Origin of the sequence: Leptospira ainlahdjerensis (assembly GCF_016919175.1) — a bacterium.
GTDB lineage: Bacteria > Spirochaetota > Leptospiria > Leptospirales > Leptospiraceae > Leptospira > Leptospira ainlahdjerensis.
Genome location: NZ_JAFFPU010000030.1, coordinates 38,185 through 58,794, shown reverse-complemented (window position 1 = coordinate 58,794; position 20,610 = coordinate 38,185). Strand labels below are relative to the sequence as shown.

General features: G+C 39.5%; 16 protein-coding genes and 1 riboswitch. Of the genes, 12 read left to right on the top strand and 4 right to left on the bottom strand.

What is annotated here, in order from left to right:
* The gene (locus JWG45_RS08060) at window positions 1-2,133 is read right to left on the bottom strand and encodes a TonB-dependent receptor plug domain-containing protein (RefSeq protein ID WP_205279257.1); all 2,133 of its coding nucleotides are present in this window, start codon (window positions 2,131-2,133) and stop codon (window positions 1-3) included.
* Window positions 2,134-2,211: 78 nt separating this feature from the next.
* Window positions 2,212-2,392: riboswitch (cobalamin riboswitch) on the bottom strand.
* Between the two features lie 146 nt (window positions 2,393-2,538).
* Entirely contained in the window at window positions 2,539-3,585 is a 1,047-nt protein-coding gene (locus JWG45_RS08055) for a CapA family protein (RefSeq protein ID WP_205279256.1), read from the bottom strand.
* An 87-nt stretch (window positions 3,586-3,672) separates the two neighbouring features.
* Between JWG45_RS08055 and JWG45_RS08050 the strand changes: the two genes are divergently transcribed.
* From JWG45_RS08050 to JWG45_RS08025, 6 genes are all read left to right on the top strand, one after another.
* Window positions 3,673-4,575, top strand: coding sequence for a class I SAM-dependent methyltransferase (locus JWG45_RS08050; protein WP_205279255.1), 903 nt, complete (start codon window positions 3,673-3,675; stop codon window positions 4,573-4,575).
* A gap of 430 nt (window positions 4,576-5,005) precedes the next feature.
* Window positions 5,006-6,406 carry a sensor histidine kinase gene (locus JWG45_RS08045; RefSeq protein ID WP_205279253.1) on the top strand — a complete coding sequence of 467 codons (1,401 nt, stop codon included), beginning with the start codon at window positions 5,006-5,008 and terminating at the stop codon, window positions 6,404-6,406.
* Window positions 6,387-6,836 (top strand): response regulator, encoded by a 450-nt coding sequence (locus JWG45_RS08040; RefSeq protein ID WP_205279252.1) that lies wholly within the window; start codon window positions 6,387-6,389, stop codon window positions 6,834-6,836. Before JWG45_RS08045 ends, JWG45_RS08040 begins: the two co-directional genes overlap by 20 nt.
* Window positions 6,806-8,020: a sensor histidine kinase gene (locus tag JWG45_RS08035; protein WP_205279251.1), complete on the top strand. Its 1,215-nt coding sequence runs from the start codon at window positions 6,806-6,808 to the stop codon at window positions 8,018-8,020. Before JWG45_RS08040 ends, JWG45_RS08035 begins: the two co-directional genes overlap by 31 nt.
* Window positions 8,021-8,168: 148 nt before the next feature.
* Window positions 8,169-8,408, top strand: coding sequence for a hypothetical protein (locus JWG45_RS08030; protein WP_205279250.1), 240 nt, complete (start codon window positions 8,169-8,171; stop codon window positions 8,406-8,408).
* Window positions 8,405-8,746 (top strand): hypothetical protein, encoded by a 342-nt coding sequence (locus tag JWG45_RS08025; protein WP_205279249.1) that lies wholly within the window; start codon window positions 8,405-8,407, stop codon window positions 8,744-8,746. Before JWG45_RS08030 ends, JWG45_RS08025 begins: the two co-directional genes overlap by 4 nt.
* 263 nt (window positions 8,747-9,009) lie before the next feature.
* Here the strand turns inward: JWG45_RS08025 and JWG45_RS08020 are convergent, their stop codons facing one another.
* Window positions 9,010-9,402, bottom strand: a complete 393-nt coding sequence (locus JWG45_RS08020; protein WP_205279248.1) for a DUF1801 domain-containing protein — start codon at window positions 9,400-9,402, stop codon at window positions 9,010-9,012.
* A gap of 432 nt (window positions 9,403-9,834) precedes the next feature.
* On the opposite strand from JWG45_RS08020, the gene JWG45_RS08015 reads away from it, so the two are divergent.
* Entirely contained in the window at window positions 9,835-10,950 is a 1,116-nt protein-coding gene (locus JWG45_RS08015; protein ID WP_205279247.1) for a hypothetical protein, read from the top strand.
* A gap of 425 nt (window positions 10,951-11,375) precedes the next feature.
* On the opposite strand, the gene JWG45_RS08010 is transcribed toward JWG45_RS08015, so the two are convergent.
* On the bottom strand, window positions 11,376-12,947 hold the full coding sequence (locus tag JWG45_RS08010) for a sensor domain-containing diguanylate cyclase (protein WP_205279245.1): 1,572 nt from the start codon (window positions 12,945-12,947) through the stop codon (window positions 11,376-11,378).
* 794 nt (window positions 12,948-13,741) lie between these two features.
* Here JWG45_RS08010 and JWG45_RS08005 point away from each other — a divergent pair.
* The 5 genes from JWG45_RS08005 to JWG45_RS07985 all read left to right on the top strand — a co-directional run bounded on the left by JWG45_RS08005 (window position 13,742) and on the right by JWG45_RS07985 (window position 20,552).
* Window positions 13,742-14,407 carry a helix-turn-helix domain-containing protein gene (locus JWG45_RS08005; protein WP_205279240.1) on the top strand — a complete coding sequence of 222 codons (666 nt, stop codon included), beginning with the start codon at window positions 13,742-13,744 and terminating at the stop codon, window positions 14,405-14,407.
* Window positions 14,408-14,561: 154 nt separating this feature from the next.
* Window positions 14,562-15,665, top strand: a complete 1,104-nt coding sequence (locus tag JWG45_RS08000) for an AraC family transcriptional regulator (RefSeq protein ID WP_205279239.1) — start codon at window positions 14,562-14,564, stop codon at window positions 15,663-15,665.
* 203 nt (window positions 15,666-15,868) lie between these two features.
* Window positions 15,869-18,109, top strand: coding sequence for an Lcl domain-containing protein (locus JWG45_RS07995; protein WP_205279238.1), 2,241 nt, complete (start codon window positions 15,869-15,871; stop codon window positions 18,107-18,109).
* 12 nt (window positions 18,110-18,121) lie between these two features.
* Entirely contained in the window at window positions 18,122-18,718 is a 597-nt protein-coding gene (locus JWG45_RS07990) for an Lcl C-terminal domain-containing protein (protein WP_205279237.1), read from the top strand.
* A 604-nt stretch (window positions 18,719-19,322) separates the two neighbouring features.
* A complete protein-coding gene (locus tag JWG45_RS07985; RefSeq protein WP_205279236.1) occupies window positions 19,323-20,552 on the top strand; it encodes an EAL domain-containing protein in 1,230 nt (409 codons plus the stop codon).
* The last annotated feature ends 58 nt before the right edge of the window (window positions 20,553-20,610 follow it).

Genomic DNA, 20,610 nt, shown 5'->3' with positions numbered 1-20,610 from the left:
TCAGAACCTCATACTCAGAGTCGCATACCAACTTCTACCGGGAAGCGGATAACCGATCAGATCGGAGACTCTCTTATCTGTAAAATTCTTAACCTCGAACGTTAGTAGAAATTCTTTAGAAGGTGCTCCTTCCTTAACGTTACCCAAAGAATCTTTAGTGGAATCTCCTGGTTCTAAATAAAAAACCCAGGTAAAAAAACAATTCCAGATCTGTCTCGCGGGAATGTAGTTGATGTATTCGTTTGTTCGATCCCGAAACACAGCCCCGATATATAACAATTCCAATCCGGTCTCGAGCCGTTTTCCCTTCCAGGAAACGGTACTCGAAAATTCATGCCTTGGTCTCAGAGGAAGCGTCTTTCCGTTGAGAAAGGGAGAGGAGGAATTGTTGATCGCGCTCTGATAGGTATAATTGAGGAGAAACTTAAATCCGTATTTCCAATCCTCCCTATGGGAGAACTCCACACCTCGGATCTTCGCCGAATCGACGTTCTCCGGTCTCAAGGTAAATTGGGAATTCGGAAGAAAAAGGATCATGTCTTGGATATCTTTCGAGAAGTAAGAAATGCTGGTTTTAGTTTTCAAAAAAGAATGATCCGTTTTCAGAACAAAACCGCCGTCTCCGTTTTCGCTTCGTTCCGGTTTGAGATTCGAATTGGCAAGGATGCTTCCCTGCTCTCCGAACATCTCCAAAAAGGAAGGAATCCGAAACTGCCTGGAAACGTTTGCAAGAAATTGAACGTCCCAGGTTTCCTTTTCGAAGATTTTCCAGACAAAACCGAATTTAGGATTTGTGAATGTGTTTTTCTTCTGATCTCCGGAAAGAGGATCGTCCTTTCGATACCAAGGTTCCTCCGAAGGAAAACGATCTTTATAATGATCCCAAGTCACCGATGGAATCAAAAGTATCTTCGCGTCAAAAAGACGAACCTCGTCTTCAAGACGATGAGAAGAATAGGTTCTTTCCTTGCGAGGTTCGATTCTCGAGACGTAATTGGAAGAAGTCAACCTCTCCCGATCGAAAGACTCTTTTTCTAAGGAAACAAAACCTCGTACAATTTGATAATACTCGGTGAGATAGAGAGTGGGCATCAATTGGACTCCCGCTTGTCGAATCTCAGCTCTCGAGTTGGGAGCTCCTTTAGAAAACTCCGAACTCGGATCCAAAAGATCGTCCTTAGCCGCGGTATAAAAACTCCTCGTCTCAAGCCGGAACCAATCGGCAAAAAGTCCTTTTGTGTCGGTTGCAAACGAACCGGTATAACGATCATATCTTCTATGAACTCGGTTAGTTTGATTGGAGCCCGGCCCTGGAAGACCGTGAATCCTATGATTAAAATCGTTTAGGAATTTAAGTTCGGTCTTTCCAATCTGATATTTCAGGGTTCCAAAAAGAGCCGCTCTTTCAAAGGCGGCGTTTTTCCTGCGGTCAACTGTGTCGTCTAATGTGTTTAAAACCACCGTACCGTGATCGTTTTTAAACGAAAAGTTTTGATCCGATTTTTCACCCAGCGCTAAAAAACTTGCGCCCACTCCGTTGTAAGTTCCGGTATGAGAAACACTCGCCTTTCCGGTGTTAAATGAACCGCCTCCGATGTTGATTCTTGTTTTTGGCTTCCCGGAATCTTTTCTTGTCACAAGGTTCACCGATCCGCCGATTGCGGAACCGGAAAAACCGATAGGATTGCCGGACCGATAGACTTCCACACTTTCCAGACTGTCAAAAGGAAGATCCGCGAGATTGACTTCTCCACCCTGCGAATTGTTCAGAGGAATTCCGTCCAAATAAATCCGAGACTGATTCGGATTCGTTCCACGAATCGAAAGGGTGGAATAGGAACCGAGACCTCCGAAAGAACGGACTCGAAGTCCCGCTTCCCTTTCTAAAACCTCGGGCAAAGACGTATAACGCGCCGAAATATCGTCGAGTTTGATCGCTGATTGAAAGCCGCTCGGATTCGAGCGGAAATTTAGGGAGCCGAAGTCCTGCGCCTTACCGAGAACCTGAACCGTTTCCGCCTTTTTAGTCTTTGGAGAATCCGGATTCTCCTGAGCGAAAAGACCTGCTGCCGAAACAAAAAACAGTATTATTTTAGAATATTCTAAATATCGAATGTATTTTCTTGATCCCATTTTTCACACGGTACGGAGTAATGGGAAAGAAAAATTGGAGCTATTTTTCAAACCCGACTTTAGCTCCCGAAAGTCCTATTTGTTTGTTATGGCTTGTTAGGTCTTCTGGCTTTCACCGGCTTTGTCGCCTTCCCGTGTTAGCACAGTGGCATTCTTGACAAAACCTCTTTGGAGGTGATTACAGCTGCGGGTTCAGCTCCGGAATCGAACCGGATTCCCTTCCTCTTTTACGAGGACGAACAAGCTACGATTCCAGAATTCAGGGTGCGGACTCAGGGAGCAAGAGAAAAGATTTTATACCTTTCGACGAAATCGTACGGAAAGGTATAAATTTAAGAATAAAAATGGGAATGAAATCCGATAATTCTGGATGATTCCGTAAAATCTGTTTCGAAAAAGGACTTTTTACGCTCCGGGTAGAATCGTTCCGTCTTCGGAAATTTTAGGACCCTTGGAAGGGAAATCTTCCCTGGTTAGCTTTCTCAAAAGATCGATCGTTTTCTTTTCAGGATCGTATTCCGGAATCGAAGCGGAATCCAATTGAAGAGGAATGATTTTTCCTTTTACAAACTTCCCTTGAGAATCCACTTCAGCCTCCAAGACCAGAGAATAACCGACGATCCCCCGTGAAGAAAGCGCTCTATAACCCATAAAGTTACCGAGAGAATACGCGATCAACCGGCCCTTATACAATTCCATAGCGCGTACAAGATGAGGACCGTGTCCAATGACAAGATCCGCTCCCGCATCGATTAAAGAATGACTGAATTCAACGAGATTTCCTCTATATTCTCCGTAAAAACGTTCCATCTGATTTTTAACGTGAAGAGCGGGACCACCTTCCGCTCCCCCGTGAAAGGAAATAAAAACGAGTTGGGCCTTTTTCTTTGCTTCTTTAACGAGAGCAACACCTTCTTCGATTTCATTCACATTGTTATGCGACTTCAGATGCGAGAATCCGATCCATGCTACGGAAACGTTCTTTACGTTCATATAAGTGATCATTCCCTTTTTGCCGGTATACCGAATTCCCGCATCGGAAAGATTTTTCTGAGTATCTTCAAAACCCTGTTGATGAAAGTCTAAAGAATGATTATTAGCAATGCTTAAAATATCAAAGCCGACTTCCTTCAAGACCTTCGCGTAAGAAGGAGGAGTTCGAAACGCAAAGATCATTTTCCTGGAAGTGTCTTTCGAAGTATTCGGATATGTGGTAAGAGTGCTTTCAAAATTTCCGAAAAGTATATCCGCACCTTTTAGATGATTCTCTACCTTTCCAAAAAGAAAGGTTCTCGGATCTTGAATATTGAGCGATTCCGGATAATTCGTACCGGGCACCATGTCTCCGACCGCCTTGATCTTGATGGTTGTGTTTGCTTGCTGATCGGCAAGAAGAACGGAGGAAGTCAAAATTAAAAAGGAAAAAATGGAATGAACTACTACCTGTTTCATGTCCTTTCATGAGTTTCACGGAGAAGATCCCCGTAAAGCAGAATTTCTATCAAAGTATTTGAAGCTTAACCCGATAGGAATAATAGAATGGAACGTATCCCCTGCAATACCTGCGGCTCCTCGAAGTTCAAACCGCTATTTTCAAAATCCAATCATAAAAACGAAATTTTTCAGATTGTTCAATGCGAACGTTGCGCTCTCGTCCAAGTAAGTCCTCAACCTTCACCCGAAGAGGTTGCCTCTTATTATTCTGAGGAATATTTTTTAAAACGAAGCGACAGAGGTTATGACAATTATTTCTCGGACGGAGTCAGAAATGAGATTTCTCGCGTTTTCGGTCTCAACTTAAAAGATTTGGAATTCGAGGCTTGGGAAAAAAAACTACCCTCCGCGAAACGTTGTCTGGACGTCGGATGCGCCGCCGGCTATTTCGTGGACTACATGCAACAAAGAGGATGGGATTCCTACGGTACGGATATCGCGGAGGCTCCCGTAAAATTTGCACAAGAAAAACTCGGGCTCAAAGTAGAACAAAAAGATTTTTTAGAATGGAAGGAAGATGAATCGGAGAAGTTCGACCTCATCACGTTATGGGCCTCCATCGAACATTTGCACAAACCGAAAGAAACATTAGAAAAAATTCATACACTTCTCAAACCCGGAGGAAGGATTATTCTTTCCACCTGTAGATGGGGGATCCTTTCAAAAGTCCAAGGACCATCTTGGAGATATCTCAATGTTCCGGAACATCTCTACTACTATTCGCTTTCCGGCATCATTCGACTTTGCGAGTCATTAGGATTTCAAAAGAAAAAACACGTTTCCTACGGGAGCGGATTGACCGCAAAAAAAAACGCGGGAGTACTTTATAAAATCCTGAAATACTTAGCCGATCCGACGGTAAAACTTTTCGATCAGGGAGATATGATGGCTCTCTGTTTCGAAAAATTAAATTCCGAATCCGTAGACGATTGGAATCCTCGACCATAGGCTCGGCATTTCGAGACATAAGGATAGGAGGTTTTTCTTCGAACAGAATCTTACGAGATCCATCGATTGATTTCAAAACCTCGAGCTTTCGTCCTTTTCCTCTCGATTTTATAAGAATCGAATATTCCTTTTTTAAATACGCAACACACGACGATCTCGGTTTTTTAGAAAGAAGATTATCGAGGTATTTTGACAAAAGCCAGCACAAAGATGGAAAGAGAAAATAAATTCTTGCCTTTCGCATCATTAGTATACTATAATACTGAATAGAAAGTGATAATTTTTAAGTTTTTCTTGCTATTTTAAATACATTCAAGTAAAAAAGTTATCTCGATTTTCGTTCTCCAAACGGTGTTTTCTTATTCGTTTCTATTCGGAGACGGCCTTGGTTTAGTTTGTTTCCATTCTTTCTATAAGGTTTAGGGATTTCTTGAAGAGTACGATTGAAAAGAACGTCATCCTCGGAATTATAGTCATCATTCTTCTGAATGCGGTAATTGCAGGATCCGCATTCTACGCAATCAATCAATCATCCGATCTAAGAAAATGGGAATCCCATACTCAGGAAGTTCTCACAAATCTGGAAGAGAGCCTTTCCGCCTTTAACGAAATGCACGCGTCTCTTAGGAGTTATATTCTTTATAAAGACTCGAACCTATTGGAAGCATATCATAATAACAAAACGATCCTCCTCGCCGCGATGGAAAATTTAAGATCGTTAACGATCGACAACACACTACAACAAAGTAGAATCTCCGTATTAAAACCACTGATCGATGAAAAGATCGATTTTATGGAATTCACCGTAGTAAAGCAAAACTTAAAACCTCCTGGAAGTTACGCGGCGCCGTTTCATTCTTCCAAAGGAAACACTCTGAGTGAAAGAATTCGAACCCTTCTAAAAGAAATGAAAAAAGAAGAAATTCGTCTTTTTCAACAAAGAAGGGAAAGATCGGAATCCAATCTAAAATTCGCGGTAGGCCTTATCTTTGTCGCGATAGTTCTGAATCTTTCCTTTATTTCGTTTCAGTATATTCTAATATACAAAGAGAATAAAAGACGTCTTGAAGCCGAGATTCTAATCGAAACTTCGAATTCTAACCTGAAAAACTATTCTTCTAAACTCGAAAGATCCAACAGAGATTTGGAATCTTTCTCCTATTCCGTTTCGCACGACCTCCGTGCCCCAATCCGAGGTATATCAGGATTTTCTAAAATTCTTATGGAAGATCATGGAAACGTTTTATCGGAAGAAGGAATAAGAATCCTTGAGATTATAATGAAAAACGCGGAAAACATGGGTCAACTCATAGACGATCTCTTGGAATACTCCCGTCTTGGAAGAAAAGAAATTCAATTTACAACCATCAACATAAAGGATATGGCGCAAAAGGTTCTGGAAGAAGTTGCCAATTCTTTTCCGAACTCAAAAGTTAAGGCTACGGTCGGAGAACTTCCCACAGCAAAAGCGGATTCCGGACTCCTAAAACAACTTCTTTTTAATTTAGTTTCCAATTCCTTCAAATACTCGAGCGGAAAAGAAAATCCGAAAGTTGAAATCGGATCTTTCGAAAGGGATGGAGAGAACGTCTTTTTTGTAAAAGATAACGGAGCGGGTTTTGAAATGAAATACGTGCACAAGTTGTTCAATATTTTCCAGAGGCTTCACCATTCGGATGAATTTGAAGGAACCGGCGTTGGCCTCGCGATCGTAAAAAGGGTCATCGAAAAACACGATGGAAGAGTTTGGGCTGAAAGCAAACTGGACAACGGCGCTTGTTTTTATTTCACATTGGGAGTTCACGACAACGATGCAAAACATAGAGGATAACTCGATTTCGATTCTTTACGCGGAGGATAACGCGCAGGATTCCGAACTTGCTTTGAGAAGTTTAAAAAAGCATAATCTTACCAATCAGCTAAAACTCGTGAAAGACGGAGAGGAGGCTTTAGAATATCTTTTTGCAACGGGGAGATACGAAAACAGGGACAAAATGCAGCTTCCTTCCTTGATTTTACTCGATTTAAAAATGCCGAAGGTCGACGGGATCGAAGTTTTAAGAAAGGTAAGAAGTGAAGAACTCACAAAACTCATTCCAGTTGTCATTCTTACCTCTTCCGCTGAAGAAAAGGATATTGTGGAAAGCTATCGTCTAGGCGTAAACAGCTATGTTGTAAAGCCGCTCGAATTTAATAAATTCAGCGACGTGGCGTCGGAAATCGGATTTTATTGGATTCTAATGAACAAACGCGCTTTATGATGATTCAGAGAAAAATCTACATCGTCTGTATAGAAGACAATCCGAACGACCTTGGTTTAATGATCCGCCAGATCAGTGCGAGCGGTTTAGACTTTTCTTATAAACAAATCCAGACAAAGGAAGAACTCATTCAAGAAGTGCAGGCGAGCGAACCGGACTTGGTTCTCTCCGATTTTTCTTTACCCTCCTTTGACGGAATGGAAGCGCTGGAGATAGTGAGAAAGTATCATCCTTACGTACCTTTTCTTTTTGTTTCCGGCTGGTTAGGAGAGGACGCGGCGATTGAAGCCTTAAAACAAGGTGCTACCGATTATATCTCAAAGAACAAGATCACAAAACTTAATTATTCCATAGAAAGAGCTCTCAAAGAATCGGAAGAGAGAACACTTTTGGAAGAAGCAGAAAAACAGAATGAAACACTGAAGTCTCAGTTGATCCAAGCCCAAAAACTGGAAGCGATTAGTCTTCTCGCAACTGGAGTCGCTCACGAAATAAACAATCCTCTTACGATTATCATCAACTACGCGCAATTGATTCTGGGTCAAAGTCAAGATGACTCCATTCTTAAATACGCAAGCAATATACTTGATGAAGGAGAAAGAATTTCGAAAATCACTAAGGATCTCTTGAGATTAGCTAGGCAAGAAAAACACGTTTTCTCCAGAGTGAATTTTCAGGAAGTGATCCAAAAGACGGTTTCTCTCTGCCAGCAACTTTTCAAAAAAGATACAATCCACATAGAAATGCAATTTCAAGATTCTCTGCCCGACGTTTTCTGCGTACCTCAACAAATTCAGCAAGTAGTTCTCAATCTTTTGAACAATGCAAGAGATGCTCTCAATCAAAAATATCCGAAATACGATTCCAATAAGATCATCGTAATTAAGGCTAAAAAATTCGAAAAGGACACCAACCTTTGGATTCAGATGAGCATCGAGGATCGTGGGATCGGAATTCCGAAAGAAGAAGCAAAAAAAGTATTCAGTCCTTTTTTTACAACGAAAAAAGTGGACAAAGGAACCGGACTCGGCCTTTCCGTAAGCACAGGAATTATCAAAGATCACGGCGGGGAAATATATTACGAAAGTAAGGAAAACGAATATACTCGTTTTTATATCAATCTACCCGTACGCCCCGAAATAAACGAAGACCCCATTCCCCATTCGCAAAAGAATTTTGCTTAACGCGAATCTTAGAAAAAACCAAAAGAAATAACTTTGAGTTCCTTCCCGTCAAAGTTTGGAATCAGATTCAATCTCTGAAAATGTCACGGTTTCTAAAAATAATTCTTTAAGAGAATATGTATCATTTTGTATATTCTATTTGCTAAATATGATTCTGAAAACCAAAAACTTTAAGACCCTCCTATGGCTGTTCTTAGAATTCACATTCTTAGAATGCAATCTTATCGTCGATGCGCATAAGATGTCCGACGGAAGGGCCGATGACTACAAACAAAGAAAATGTTTTGTGGAATGTATGGAAAAAAAGGTCCTTCTGTATCCCGATCCGGATCCGAATCAATACTTCAAGCTCTGTTTGCTCGCTTATACTTTCGGATGTCCAAATTGAAAATTCGAATTTACGTTTTGATTTTACTCCTTCCGGTATGGATTCTTTGCCGAGTCAACGACAACTTGGAAACAAGAAGGGAAGTAAGGCCCGAACTTCCGACCAAACTTATGTCGAGAGAAGAAATCGAAACGATCAAAGCCTGCAACATCAAACTCGACTTTTGTCTCAAAGAATGCGACAAAGTATACCCAGATACGAATGCCAAAGACCAACGGAGAGGAAACTGTCGAGACGTATGTGTACGTCGATTGCAAGGAGAAGAAGGTTGTCTGATTCATTATAATTCCATCCGTCCCAATCGATATCGATCTTCGGTTGCACCCTATCGAGATTAGCGGAAAGAAAGCTGCTCAAGAAAAACTCGATTTGCGGTTTCGAACGTCCAAGAGGAAGGATTCGAAAAAACCGAAACTCAAAACGCAAACGAATTTTTATTCAAAAGTCGATCAGTCTCCGAACCCACAATCGGAAACTCACAACTCCTCTTCTGAGAAAATTTCTACCTTTCAGGGACCTTTTTTTTCGAAATAGAAACGTTCGGATTCCAGCTAAGACTTCAAAGACAAAGATTGAGCGTAAGAATAAAAAAAACGAAAGCTCATTTTAATCTTTCCAGCAATCCTTTTCGCTTAACGATATTCTTGTAATCCCATTGGATCTTCTTGGATTTAACAAGCCAACGCCTTAAATCTTTTTTGTGAATCTGATCGGCATTGGTATAACGAACCTCCGCGGCTTGAAAACTACCTTCCGGCTTTAAACCCTCTTCTTCAAAAGATCGCCCACTCCAAAAAAGAAGTCTGATTCCACCTTTCAGTTTACTGTAGCCGACGATAGGATTTCCATCCAAGAACCACACAGGATGGGCGTGCCAGATTTTATTTTCGGCTTTGGGAAGCTTGAGTTGAATTTCTTGAAAGAGGATTTCACAAATGAGTCTTTCCTCTTTGGATTCTAAACTGCTGTTGTATTTCAGGACGTCTTGGTTCATAGCCTTCCAAAAGATTGAATTTTAAAAATGACTCACTGCGACATAGGAAACAAAGTAAGAAACGAATTTCTATCTTATTTTGAATTTCGTATCACAAATCCGAATTCGAACGTTTCCATTTTCGGCATAGAATTTCCACGCCGACCCGAATTTACGAATTTTATAATGATTGAAAGTAGCGCATCGGATCCCTAGAAAAAGCGCTTCTTCCAAAAAAAAGATTTTCTCCGGAAATCCAAGATACTTGTGATCCCTTCCAAAAATAAGTCCATTCTAAGAATAGAAACTTTTCTCCAACCTTCTAAGAACAAAACGTTCAAAATAAAGAATCATATCCTCGTTCTCGGAAATCAAATCCCGGCCTGAATCCTTTCACTTAGACACAAAATCGAATGAAAATGCGTAAGCCTTTCCAAGACAAGAGGTAATTTTATGAAGCTCACCATCTCAAAAACGATCATCGTATCGATAACGATCTTCTTATCGATTCAATGTAATTCGAATAAAAAAGGACCGGCAGATCCCTCAACGGAGGATCTAATCTTGGGGTTTTTATTATTGAATCCGAATTTCAGCATTTCCGGCGGTTTGAGCGAAACGGGAAAGATTGCTTCGGATCATAGTCAGGCATCCGCAAGTCAAATCCAAGTGACAACGTCGGATCTTGGGGCAGGATCTCTTTCCATATCCGACCTAGATGTATTGGCAAGTGTGATGGATCCAAGAATAGGCTCGATTCTAAAAAGTCCCGTAAAACGATCCGCACCGAATCGAAGTTTTTTTACGATCGAAGGCGGTAACGGAGGAACAGATGGAAACGGTACGTTCGAAATAGCGGGCGACATCAATGGAGAATCGATTTCCTTTTTTATGATGGATCAAACCGTACGACCGTTTTTAACCTGCCCCATTCAGCAAACGCTCGTCAGTTCCATTAGCAGTCCTCAGGGTTTTGTCACGGTCGCAGACGGAGGACAGCTTGTCATCAACGGATCTCGCAAGCCGTTTTTGTCGTCCGGATCGCAATTTATAGGAACGACTCAAATTTCCGGCGCCTTTACGTTTACAGATTACGGAAAGTTAACAGCCGATGATGCGGCCTTCGTTCGGGTTTTAACTCCGGAAGGAAAAGCCGAAATTTTGGCTCCTTACAACGATCCGAACTTAACCCCTTGTGAACAAGCACAACAAGCGTTCCAGAACGGCGCCAGAATCCTTTCCCGTTATATCATTGTTAAAGCGGGAACGGCAGTGATCACGACAAAAACGAGCAGCGTCGAAAACAAAGACGGTTCCACAACTCACGAGAAGATTACGGATATTCATGCGCCGGAAGGGTTACTGATCGAACGCAGAAATTATCCGGAAAATATAAGCGAAGTGTTAGAATCCAAATTGGTTCGTTTTGATAACGTTCGTTTTACGAGTAAAGAAACCTCGGACTATTCTTCGATTTTTTCATTGAGGATTGATCGCAAAGTTACTGTCGACGGAGTCATCGACGGAAAAACGGTTCACGAGGATCTGCAGGCCAAGATCGGAAGATAAGGAAAAGAATTGGGATTCGTTTTGAATGCGGATCCCGATTCTACCGTTCCTTGGATCCGAAAAAAGTAAAAATCAAAATAACCTCCAAAAACAAATTCTCTTTTAGATCGATTCCGTTTCCCGAGAGAGTTTCAACATCGAAACAAAAATGCAAAACCTTGAGAACACGATCCAAAAGGATTCTCCATCGCATCCGGAATAGATTTTGAAAATTTAGAAAAACGGAATATTCTTTAGAACATTCCTATTCGTGCAGAAAGTGATAGATTCTCTCCCATACCTTCGGGTCGCTTAACAAAGAAGAATGTTCAGCATCGGAAAGAAAACTTTTGTGAACGATTTCGTCGGGGGGAATCGAACTTGAAAGCCCTTTTACCCAAATCAAGTGAAACCGATAAGTTTTTCCAAAGTAAATTCATTGCTCTTTAAAAAGATTCTGCGTTTCCTCGAAAATTATTGCGACATCCAATATTTCGTTCCTGAAAAACGCGATTCCGCCCATTCTCTTTAGCTTGATACAAAGCCCTATCGGCCTTGGTGCAAGCCTCCTCGAATGTTCCGCCGATCTTTCCTTCTGCAACTCCTATACTCAGTGTTACGGGAGAACCATCTTTCAAAAAGATTCTTTGCTCGACCTCTTTACGCAGAAATTCAGCGAGTTGAAAAGACGTTTCGGGATCTACATTGCATAAGAGTATTGCAAATTCTTCTCCTCCCCATCGAGAAACGAAATTAGGCTTTAGAACAATGGAATCTATCAACCGCGCAACTTGAACCAAAACCAAGTCCCCCATGTCGTGACCGAACCGATCGTTGACATTCTTAAAAAAATCAATATCAACCATTAAGACCGCCCAGGGCTCCCCTTTACGATTCAGCGTAAGATAATTCTGAACAGAAGACAAAAAATATCTACGGTTCGATATACCCGTTAGATAATCAGAATTAGAAAGGTGAGAGACTGTTTTCAGAGACTTTTTTAGTTTTGAATTCAAAATCATAAGTGTGGACAAAGTTAAGATTAATGCCCAATATGGGATTAAATTTTTTAAAGACAGATAAATGAACTCAAGGATCGATATCTTATGTATCAGAACCATCTTTCCTTCGATTACCTTATACGCAGTCCAAAAGTATTTTCCGGTCATATTTAACTTTTGATAAGAATCGGGTGTGATCCGAACAGAAAAATCCGATAAATCACAGGATTCTCCTTTGCCTATACAATGATCACGCGAATCTAAAAGATAGCTCTCACCTTTGCTGACGCCGGAATTCAAAATCAAATGAGCTTTTTCCAAACTTACATCGACTGAGACGGCCCCTATAACTTTCCCCTTCCAGAAAACCGGTTCAGAAAAGCTGACTATCAAATTTTTGACGGACGGGTCATTATAAAAACCCGAAATCTGTAGAGAATGTCCAAATCTTGAACAATCTGACACATTTAGCAAAAATATGTAGCTACATAAGTCTTTTATAATATAAGGATCTCTCCAACTTCCTTTAGGAAAGGAATAGAAAAAATTTTGTCGAGAAGTATAATAGGATCTTACGATTTCTCTGTTTTCCTTCGTTAATACTTGCATCTGTCCATCCAAACTAAATACCCCCAGCATTTCCTTGCTTAGCGAAGAATTTAAGGTATCAGCAAACAATCCGTTTTCAATAAAAAGCTCCCCAACAAACGGAATTTTCTTCCGGGCATAGGCTATACTTTGAATCGAACGCAAATTCTTTCCAATCTGTTTATCAAACCTCACGTCAAGTGTCGGATGTTCCCCCATCCTAGAATTTTTATTCAAATTGTCGGAGAACGTCACTGCAAAAGCTTGAACTTGAACTTCAAATTTCTTGAAATAGTCGCGCATAAGATTGGTGCGTAAAGAAATCACCTGTTGAGTATTAAAAAGTGTTCTATGAATTTCATAGGACAATGTCGCCAACATCAAGAGAATCACAAATACAAATGCCGCCCAGATTCTTTTTCGTTCCATCCTATCTCCCGTCAATCTCAAGAATTCAACTTAAAAGTTTAGGCCTTCATCTCATAGTAACATATACTAAAATCAAACCTTTTTCAAAAGGCAAACGTCAACAAAATAATGTCGCATTAATTTTTATAATATCGTTCCTTTATATATTCTTTTATACATTACATTTTATTCATTCATTACACCCATCATGTTTCGATAATTCAAAGTCCATATTTTTAAATAAAAACTATACTGAATTTATAAACTCAGTAGCATGGCGGAATAAATAAGATTAAAATAAATAGAAAACTTAGGAGTTAATTACTTTTCCAATGTCTCACGATTTCTATTTTGCAAGCTCATTAGAGTATCTTGCTTTGGGCCTAATCTACCTTTTCAACAGAAGGGAATATTTCCATAGAAGACAAGCCTTGGCTTTAATCTTTATCGGATTTAGTTTGCTTTTATTCTCTATTCAAAATTACTTCGATCAAAGAGCCGTCCGCATTGTCAGCGATTTCTTTTATCTATTATTGATAATTGCGGGAACAATTCTCGTTTTTTTGATTTCCAATAAATTACTAAAGAATAAATCTAATAAATATCTATCGGTTTTCAGAAAGGAACTTTTCTTTCTTTCCATTCTGTTGCTCAGCGCAAGCACGATCATGCTTCTATTCTTGAACAGATCGGAAAACAGATTCCTGCCAAATGTATTTTCATTAGTAAGCGAATTATCTATTTTTATCTTAATTCTATATTGTTTTGCATACCGATATTTAGCGAAAAAGATTTACCTAAAAAAAGGAATGAAGTTGGTTTATCTAATAATCATTCTAATGATCGCGGAAAAAATTATTCCTTTCTTCCAGATTGAAACAAACGGCTTTATCTGGAACCTGAGCGAAATTATTTATATCGTCTCGCCCATATTCCTGTTCAACAATCTGATTTTTTTTCAAAATGAAAGACATAAAACAGATAACACAACGACACAATCCGAAGAACAAAAATTAATGAAGTCGAACTATTATATCACTAACGTAGTTTTAAAAGGAATAGATATCGAAGCAATTAACAATAAATTATACAACCTTCTTGAAAAAGAAAAGATATTCTTTGATGAAGACATAAGACTCCCAAGCGTCGCGGAGGAAATGGGAATTTCAACGCATGTTCTTTCCGCTTTTATCAATCACCACCTCAACACAAACTTCAATACTTTGATAAATTACTATAGAATCAAAGAAGCCATATCCTTACTCAAAGAGGAACCAGGTAGAACCGCAATGTCGGTGGGATTAGCGGTCGGTTTTAATTCAAACTCGACTTTTCAAAGATCTTTTTTGCATTTTACCAAAATGAGCCCGAGCAAATATCGGGAACAAATCCGAAATGGCTACGACTTTGAAATAGACCCAACTTTACGGCTTGATTATAACGATCCCCTCCACGCACCCAATTCGCTCGAACCGGCGTAAATCTTTCGACTTCCATTCAACAAATTCCTACAAATGAATAAAGCTCTCTGTCTAAATAAAAAATGAGGGCTGTCTCTTAAATTGAAGTCGGCTCTTACCTGGTTCAGGTTTTAATTTTTGAATTTATTAGAAGCAAGGTTTGACGGTATCCTAAATGAAAGAAATTTTATTCTTTATATTCCATCACTTAGTCGGGTTTGGAGGAGTTCTTTCAATTATCTTTGCCTTTATTCATATCTCAAAAGGAAAAGCCCTGAAAAATGTAATTTTATTCTCTATTTTCATTTCAATGGGTTTCTTTCTCATCAAAGGTTTGATGCTCTTAATTGGATTCGGGATACAGTATTCGCATTTCTTTTCGATAGAGGTCTTTTTTATTTTTTTAATTGGACCTTCTCTTTTTATATATTTTAATATGCTTCTATTAAATGAAGATATAAGAAAACGAGACATTTTAGTACATTACACACCGTCCTTTATTTTTTTGATCGGATTTTCTTTCGATACTTCCATTTTGATTTTCAAAGGGATCGATTTTCCGGATCTCAATGAAAAATTTCAAGGCAGATACGATATTTTTTACGGTATATCAACCTTGATAACCTTTGTCTACTTAGTAATCATTTTAATCCGAGTATTACGATTGATCAAAGGAACAAACATCGATTCCGTGTGGCCGAAACATATGATCGTAATTTTGTGCATTGGGTTGATGGGGGTGTTAGTAAACCTAATAATTGACTTTAGATTTTTATTCTCTCTCTATGATTATTTCATCGAATTGTATATATTAAGTCTATCGATTCTCACAGCTCTAATCCTTTACGCCTTCGTAATCAGCCAAATTCATCCAATTACATTCAACATCGTATCGGAAACCTTTCGGAAAATGAGCTATCAAAGAAGCACACTTCAAAACATTGACTCAGATTTTGTTTCCAATCAACTAAACAAGTTAATGAATGAAGAAAAAGTATTTCTAGAAAGCGATCTAACGCTTCAAAAGTTAGCAAACAAACTAAATATAAAATCTCACCAACTGTCAGAACTTTTAAACAATAATCTAAATAAAAGTTTCTTCGCCTATGTAAATCAATTTAGAATTAACGAATCGAAAAAGTTACTCTTAACCGAAAAGGATACTACAATCATAAAGATCGCTTTTAACTGCGGATTTAGCTCATTATCAGTATTTAATGCGACATTCAAAAAGGAAGTCGGAATCGCTCCTTCGCAATTTAGAAAAAAAAATCTTTAGAGTAATTTTCGAATTTCACTTTTCTCAGAATCCCGAGATTTTTTTTCAAGATTACTACTTACGCCATCTTCAGATATATCTTTGTAATTATTTCAATGCGATCAAAATAATATGAGTTAATCGCTTTATAGATTCAGCTGATTCTTCAATGAGATATTGTTACTCTTAATCTATCCTAATCAAATACAAATTTGGGAGAGGTTATGAGTATTAAAAATAGATTGTTGCTGGATAGAGTTTATCTTTCCTTTACCTGGCATATTATCCTTGTACTTCAGTTTCTTTTTTTGAATTGTTTGCCGGCCAAAAACGGAAACAAAGGGTTCACAATTTTCCCGCTGAATATCGGGCAGTTTTTTTCCGCGAATGATAGTTCAACTACCAATGCGAACCTTCCTGCGGCAACCGGAACATTGACCTATTCTTCCCAAAACACAGTCTATGTGAGCGGACAAACCGGCGCTTTCGAATACGTAGACGTCCGTTGGAGCAGTTCGCAATCGGCCGATTATGAAATCCGCTATTCTTCAACAAACTGTAGTGATGGGACAGTGGATTCGCAAGGTTCCGTGAGCGCAGAGACTTCAACGATTTCCAGAATTCATGCAATCGCCGGAACAATTCCGTTGAATATCGGAAGCAATTCCGTTCGGATCTGCCTATACAATGTAGGCAAAACTTCGCTCTGGGATTCATACGGTCTAACGGTTCTAAGAGATGACACAGCCCCGATCGTGAGTTTTACGCCGGCTGGCGGAGTTTACGGTACTTCCGCTCCGAACGTTACGATTTCTTGCGCCGACGTAGGAAACTCAAACTGTAACCGAATCTCCTATCGCACAGACGGTAATTCCGCCTCGATCGGAAACGATGGAAGTGCACCGAGCGGAAATGTTCTCTTTTCTTCAGCAATAGCTTTAGCGAACAATACTGTAACGAACTTTAGCGCCATAGCAGTGGACAACGCTGGTAATATAGGAGTTGCAAACACCGCCTCTTATACTGTAGCGTTCGGAAATCCTACCATTACAATCGTGTCTCTCAGTAAGTCCGTAATTAGAAGCGTCGATAATTCTACTCTAACTTGGAAATCCGACATTGCCGGCAATTACTCCATACAAAGTAACGGCACAAATTGTACGGACGGAACCGTTTTGCTTACCGGATCTGCAACGGCAAATACCAACGTTAGTAGTGCTATTTCAGGCTCGACTCTAAACGCCGGCTCAAATACAATTCGAGTTTGCTTTACTACCCCAGGTTCCAATCAAGGCACGACCTCGACATCAGTCAGTAGAGACGATATCGCTCCGAAGATCATAACAGCCTCACCGGCCTTAACTCCGAATGCCGCCGCTTTCGGATTGAGCGTGAATCAGAAAACATTTAGCCTAACGTTCGATGAAGATATGGACACGTCCATATCGCCAATTCCCACACATTGGGACCAGACTCAAGGTGACAAAGAAATCAAATGGCCCGGAGCTATCGGTTCATGGAGTGCAGATAAAAGAACGTATACCTTAAACGTTCAGAGCAATTTACCAGAGTGGCATAAATTCTACTGGCGTTATTCGGATACTTCATTTAAGGATATAGCCGGAAATGTCGTCGTTTCGAGCCCAACAGTAACAATCTCAGCAGGGAATATCAATCTAAACTATGGAACGATTCAGGATACAGCTTATTTCTTTCCGTTAGATACGGAACAAAGTTTTTGCGCTGATCAGAATGGAAATACGATTCCTTGCAATGGCACCGGACAAGATGGCGAAGTTGGCGGTGTAATACCGGTATTGAGTCCTAATACTTTTTTCTCTTTCCCAATGAACATCAATGGTTTTGCAAACGATTTTGTTACAATAGATACCAAAAACAATCGCTTTTGGAGGACTTGTGAGCCCGATTACGAAATGGTTATAGGTTTGAATCTATGTGTAAAAATATGTCCTGGACAAAACAAATGGAATGGTTCTTCGTGCGTAGCCGAATTCGAAAATCCGATGAAAACATTCAATCAAGCGGTGGAAAGTTGTTCCGAACTGAATGGAAGAAATAACGGCACCGGCTACGCGGGTAGAAAAGGTTGGAGAGTACCCACTCTAGCGGAGTATAACACAATTCTTGAATATGATTCGGGCGGATTCGGAAATGAAGCCATTCCGGAGCGTTTCTTTCCAGGACTTTCGCGTAGCAACTACCATAGATTTTGGACCAGTTCGAACTCTATAACAATCAATACGACGAATATTTATACACTAACACCGAATATCGATCTATTGTCAAACGGCCCAATCAATTACTCTGCGATTTCCTCCTTACAATCCTGGGGAGCATGGTCCATTTCGGTTTTTGACGGTATATCGATACCTTACAATAAACTAAAAAACGACGGATGGGATTCAGGGTCTTATTACTACACCACACTTTGTATTTCGGATTAATTAGGAGTTTATATGAAATCACTTTTTATCAATATCATTCGATGTCTGTTTACTTTTATCATAAGCGGCGCCATATTCATAAATCCAATCTATCCATTGGACGGGCCCTTTACGGACAATTTGGACGGGACTATCAAAGCGGGAAGCTTACGTATATGGCAAAAATGCTCTAAGGGTCAAGGCACAATAGTCTGTAACGGATTTCCTGCAGCGACAGCGGACTGGACTTCGGCTCTCGCCTATTGTAATTCGTTAGTTTTAGCTGGTCGTGTTTGGCGATTACCTACTGTGAAAGAACTGCAAAGTCTTGTGGATTTCGGCAGAACCGCATTCCCCATTATCAACACTTCATCCTTTCCGGATACGGTTGGAGGCTATTATTGGACTTCTACTACTGCGATGTCGGCCGGAATCAGCCCAAACACTACCACTGGCTCCGATCCCAAAGCATACAACGAGACGGTCGGAAACAAAAGCGCATACCGAATACCGAACAATACACCTTATAGGAGTATGGCATACATCGTCGATTTCAAAATGGGAGGAGTCATCGAATTTCCAAAAGCGAACAACACAAACGTCTATGTTCGCTGTGTAAGCGGGCCTTAAAATCGGATCCTAACTAATCTCCAACTTCGAGTATGTGGCACACAACTCCAACTCCTCTTTCCCTCTCGCCACATACTCATTTTTTTAAAATTTCAGTCTTTGCATTAATCAAGATTTCAAAAAAGAAACTCTTTGCCCTAACGTGAGGAAATGTCTTCCTTAAATTATCTTTGCCCATGTTGATTTATGCTAAGATTCATAGATGAACATTCACAACAAAAAGGATGAGAAAATTTTTAAGAATCCGTTCCAAACAAAATATTTATTTTCTAAATATCGATCTTTTTCACTCAAGCAAAAGAAATAAAGAATAAATACGTTATGCGGTTATGAATGCGGACTTTCATATTAATAAAGCCAGATGCAATTTATAAATTTCAGCCCATCCTCCAAGGAATTACCGTATTATGAATCTTAGTCAAAATCAGAATCAAAGAAGAACAGGGACAACATGGAAAAGACAATCAATCTAATTAATATATCCCCTAATCAAGGAATTCAATGCAATTGTCGAAAGCAGTGCAATTGCCCTCGTATCATAAATCGTACTCTGAGCGACCCGAGCAACGAATCTCTATCAGACAAAGAAATCGAAGAATGTATCTTGGAATTAAAAAACAGCGCAGAAAAACCCTTCATCGCGGCATATTTGACTGAGGTCCAATTTATCTTTCAGGATGTGACTGAAGAGCCCAATATTTCTTTGTATCAAGAAGCTCTAGATTGTATCTTAGAGTCCGTTCATTTCCTTACTAAAACAAAAATACAAATGTTTCAATTATCCAAAAACAGAATCTTATTATTAATGCCGGTCGAGGAAAAGTTTGACATAGTCACTCTTCCTAGGCAAGTAATCTCTATCATGAACCATCCGATTCGTAGCAATGAAACGGACTTTTTCTTTAAAATTTCTATGGGAGCTTATTTTAGCAAGAAACCCTATGAGCCATATACTGATATCAAGAATAAGCTCACGGACTCCTTTATCAAAGCAAGCCGATATCCACATAGCCACTTCATAGTAGGCGATCTGGAAAAAGAGATTCAAATGATATTCGCACTCAAGGTTGCAAATTTCAATAAGGAATTTTTTCTAAAATATCAGCCTATTTTAGATTCAAAAACAAAAAAAATAGAATATATCGAAACCCTGACAAGATGGAAACATCCGATCACTGGAAATATAAGTCCGGAATTATTCGTTCCCCTGGCCGAAAAGTCCCTCCTCATTTTAAAGTTAGGGGAATGGGTAATTCGAAATGCGGTTAGAGAATTTGCGAATCTTCGAAAATTCGCGGTTATCCAAGAAAGTTGTAAACTGACAATTAATATCTCTCCAATTCAGCTGATTCATAAAAATATTAGCGAAACATTATTAACCGTAACCGATCAATTCGGAATACGACCTGATCAAATATTAATAGAGATTACAGAAACTTCGGTAAATGTGAATAACAATGAATTTTTTAGATTCTGCGAAGAAGCCCAAAGTCTTCACTTTCACGGATTTCAAATTGCGATCGATGATTTTGGAAAAGGACATTCAAATTTTTCAAGATTAGATCAATTTCAATCTGATATTATTAAAATCGATAAAAATCTATTAAGTGGAGCTTTGCAAAATTCTTCAAAGAGAAAGTTGCTCGGTTCAGTGATCGAGATTATGCATACTATGAATAAGAAAGTCATCATTGAAGGAGTGGAAAACCAGGAATATGAAAAAATAGCGACCGAAGCCGGTGCGGACTTTCTTCAAGGCTATCATTATTACTCCCCCATGGATCTTGAGGGATTATCTCAAATCTTCGGAATCAATTTTCAAATCTCAGTTTGAGTATTGTCTTCGAAAAAATAACTTTCTGATATCGAAAGATATTAAGAAAAAAGGAGTA

Bases quoted from the DNA above. Each gene is read 5' to 3' on its own strand.
- JWG45_RS08060 (WP_205279257.1), bottom strand. From the start codon at position 2,133: ATGGGATCAAGAAAATACATTCGATATTTAGAATATTCTAAAATAATA.
- JWG45_RS08055 (WP_205279256.1), bottom strand. From the start codon at position 3,585: ATGAAACAGGTAGTAGTTCATTCCATTTTTTCCTTTTTAATTTTGACT.
- JWG45_RS08050 (WP_205279255.1), top strand. From the start codon at position 3,673: ATGGAACGTATCCCCTGCAATACCTGCGGCTCCTCGAAGTTCAAACCG.
- JWG45_RS08040 (WP_205279252.1), top strand. From the start codon at position 6,387: ATGCAAAACATAGAGGATAACTCGATTTCGATTCTTTACGCGGAGGAT.
- JWG45_RS08030 (WP_205279250.1), top strand. From the start codon at position 8,169: ATGATTCTGAAAACCAAAAACTTTAAGACCCTCCTATGGCTGTTCTTA.
- JWG45_RS08020 (WP_205279248.1), bottom strand. From the start codon at position 9,402: ATGAACCAAGACGTCCTGAAATACAACAGCAGTTTAGAATCCAAAGAG.
- JWG45_RS08015 (WP_205279247.1), top strand. From the start codon at position 9,835: ATGAAGCTCACCATCTCAAAAACGATCATCGTATCGATAACGATCTTC.
- JWG45_RS08010 (WP_205279245.1), bottom strand. From the start codon at position 12,947: ATGGAACGAAAAAGAATCTGGGCGGCATTTGTATTTGTGATTCTCTTG.
- JWG45_RS08000 (WP_205279239.1), top strand. From the start codon at position 14,562: ATGAAAGAAATTTTATTCTTTATATTCCATCACTTAGTCGGGTTTGGA.
- JWG45_RS07995 (WP_205279238.1), top strand. From the start codon at position 15,869: ATGAGTATTAAAAATAGATTGTTGCTGGATAGAGTTTATCTTTCCTTT.
- JWG45_RS07990 (WP_205279237.1), top strand. From the start codon at position 18,122: ATGAAATCACTTTTTATCAATATCATTCGATGTCTGTTTACTTTTATC.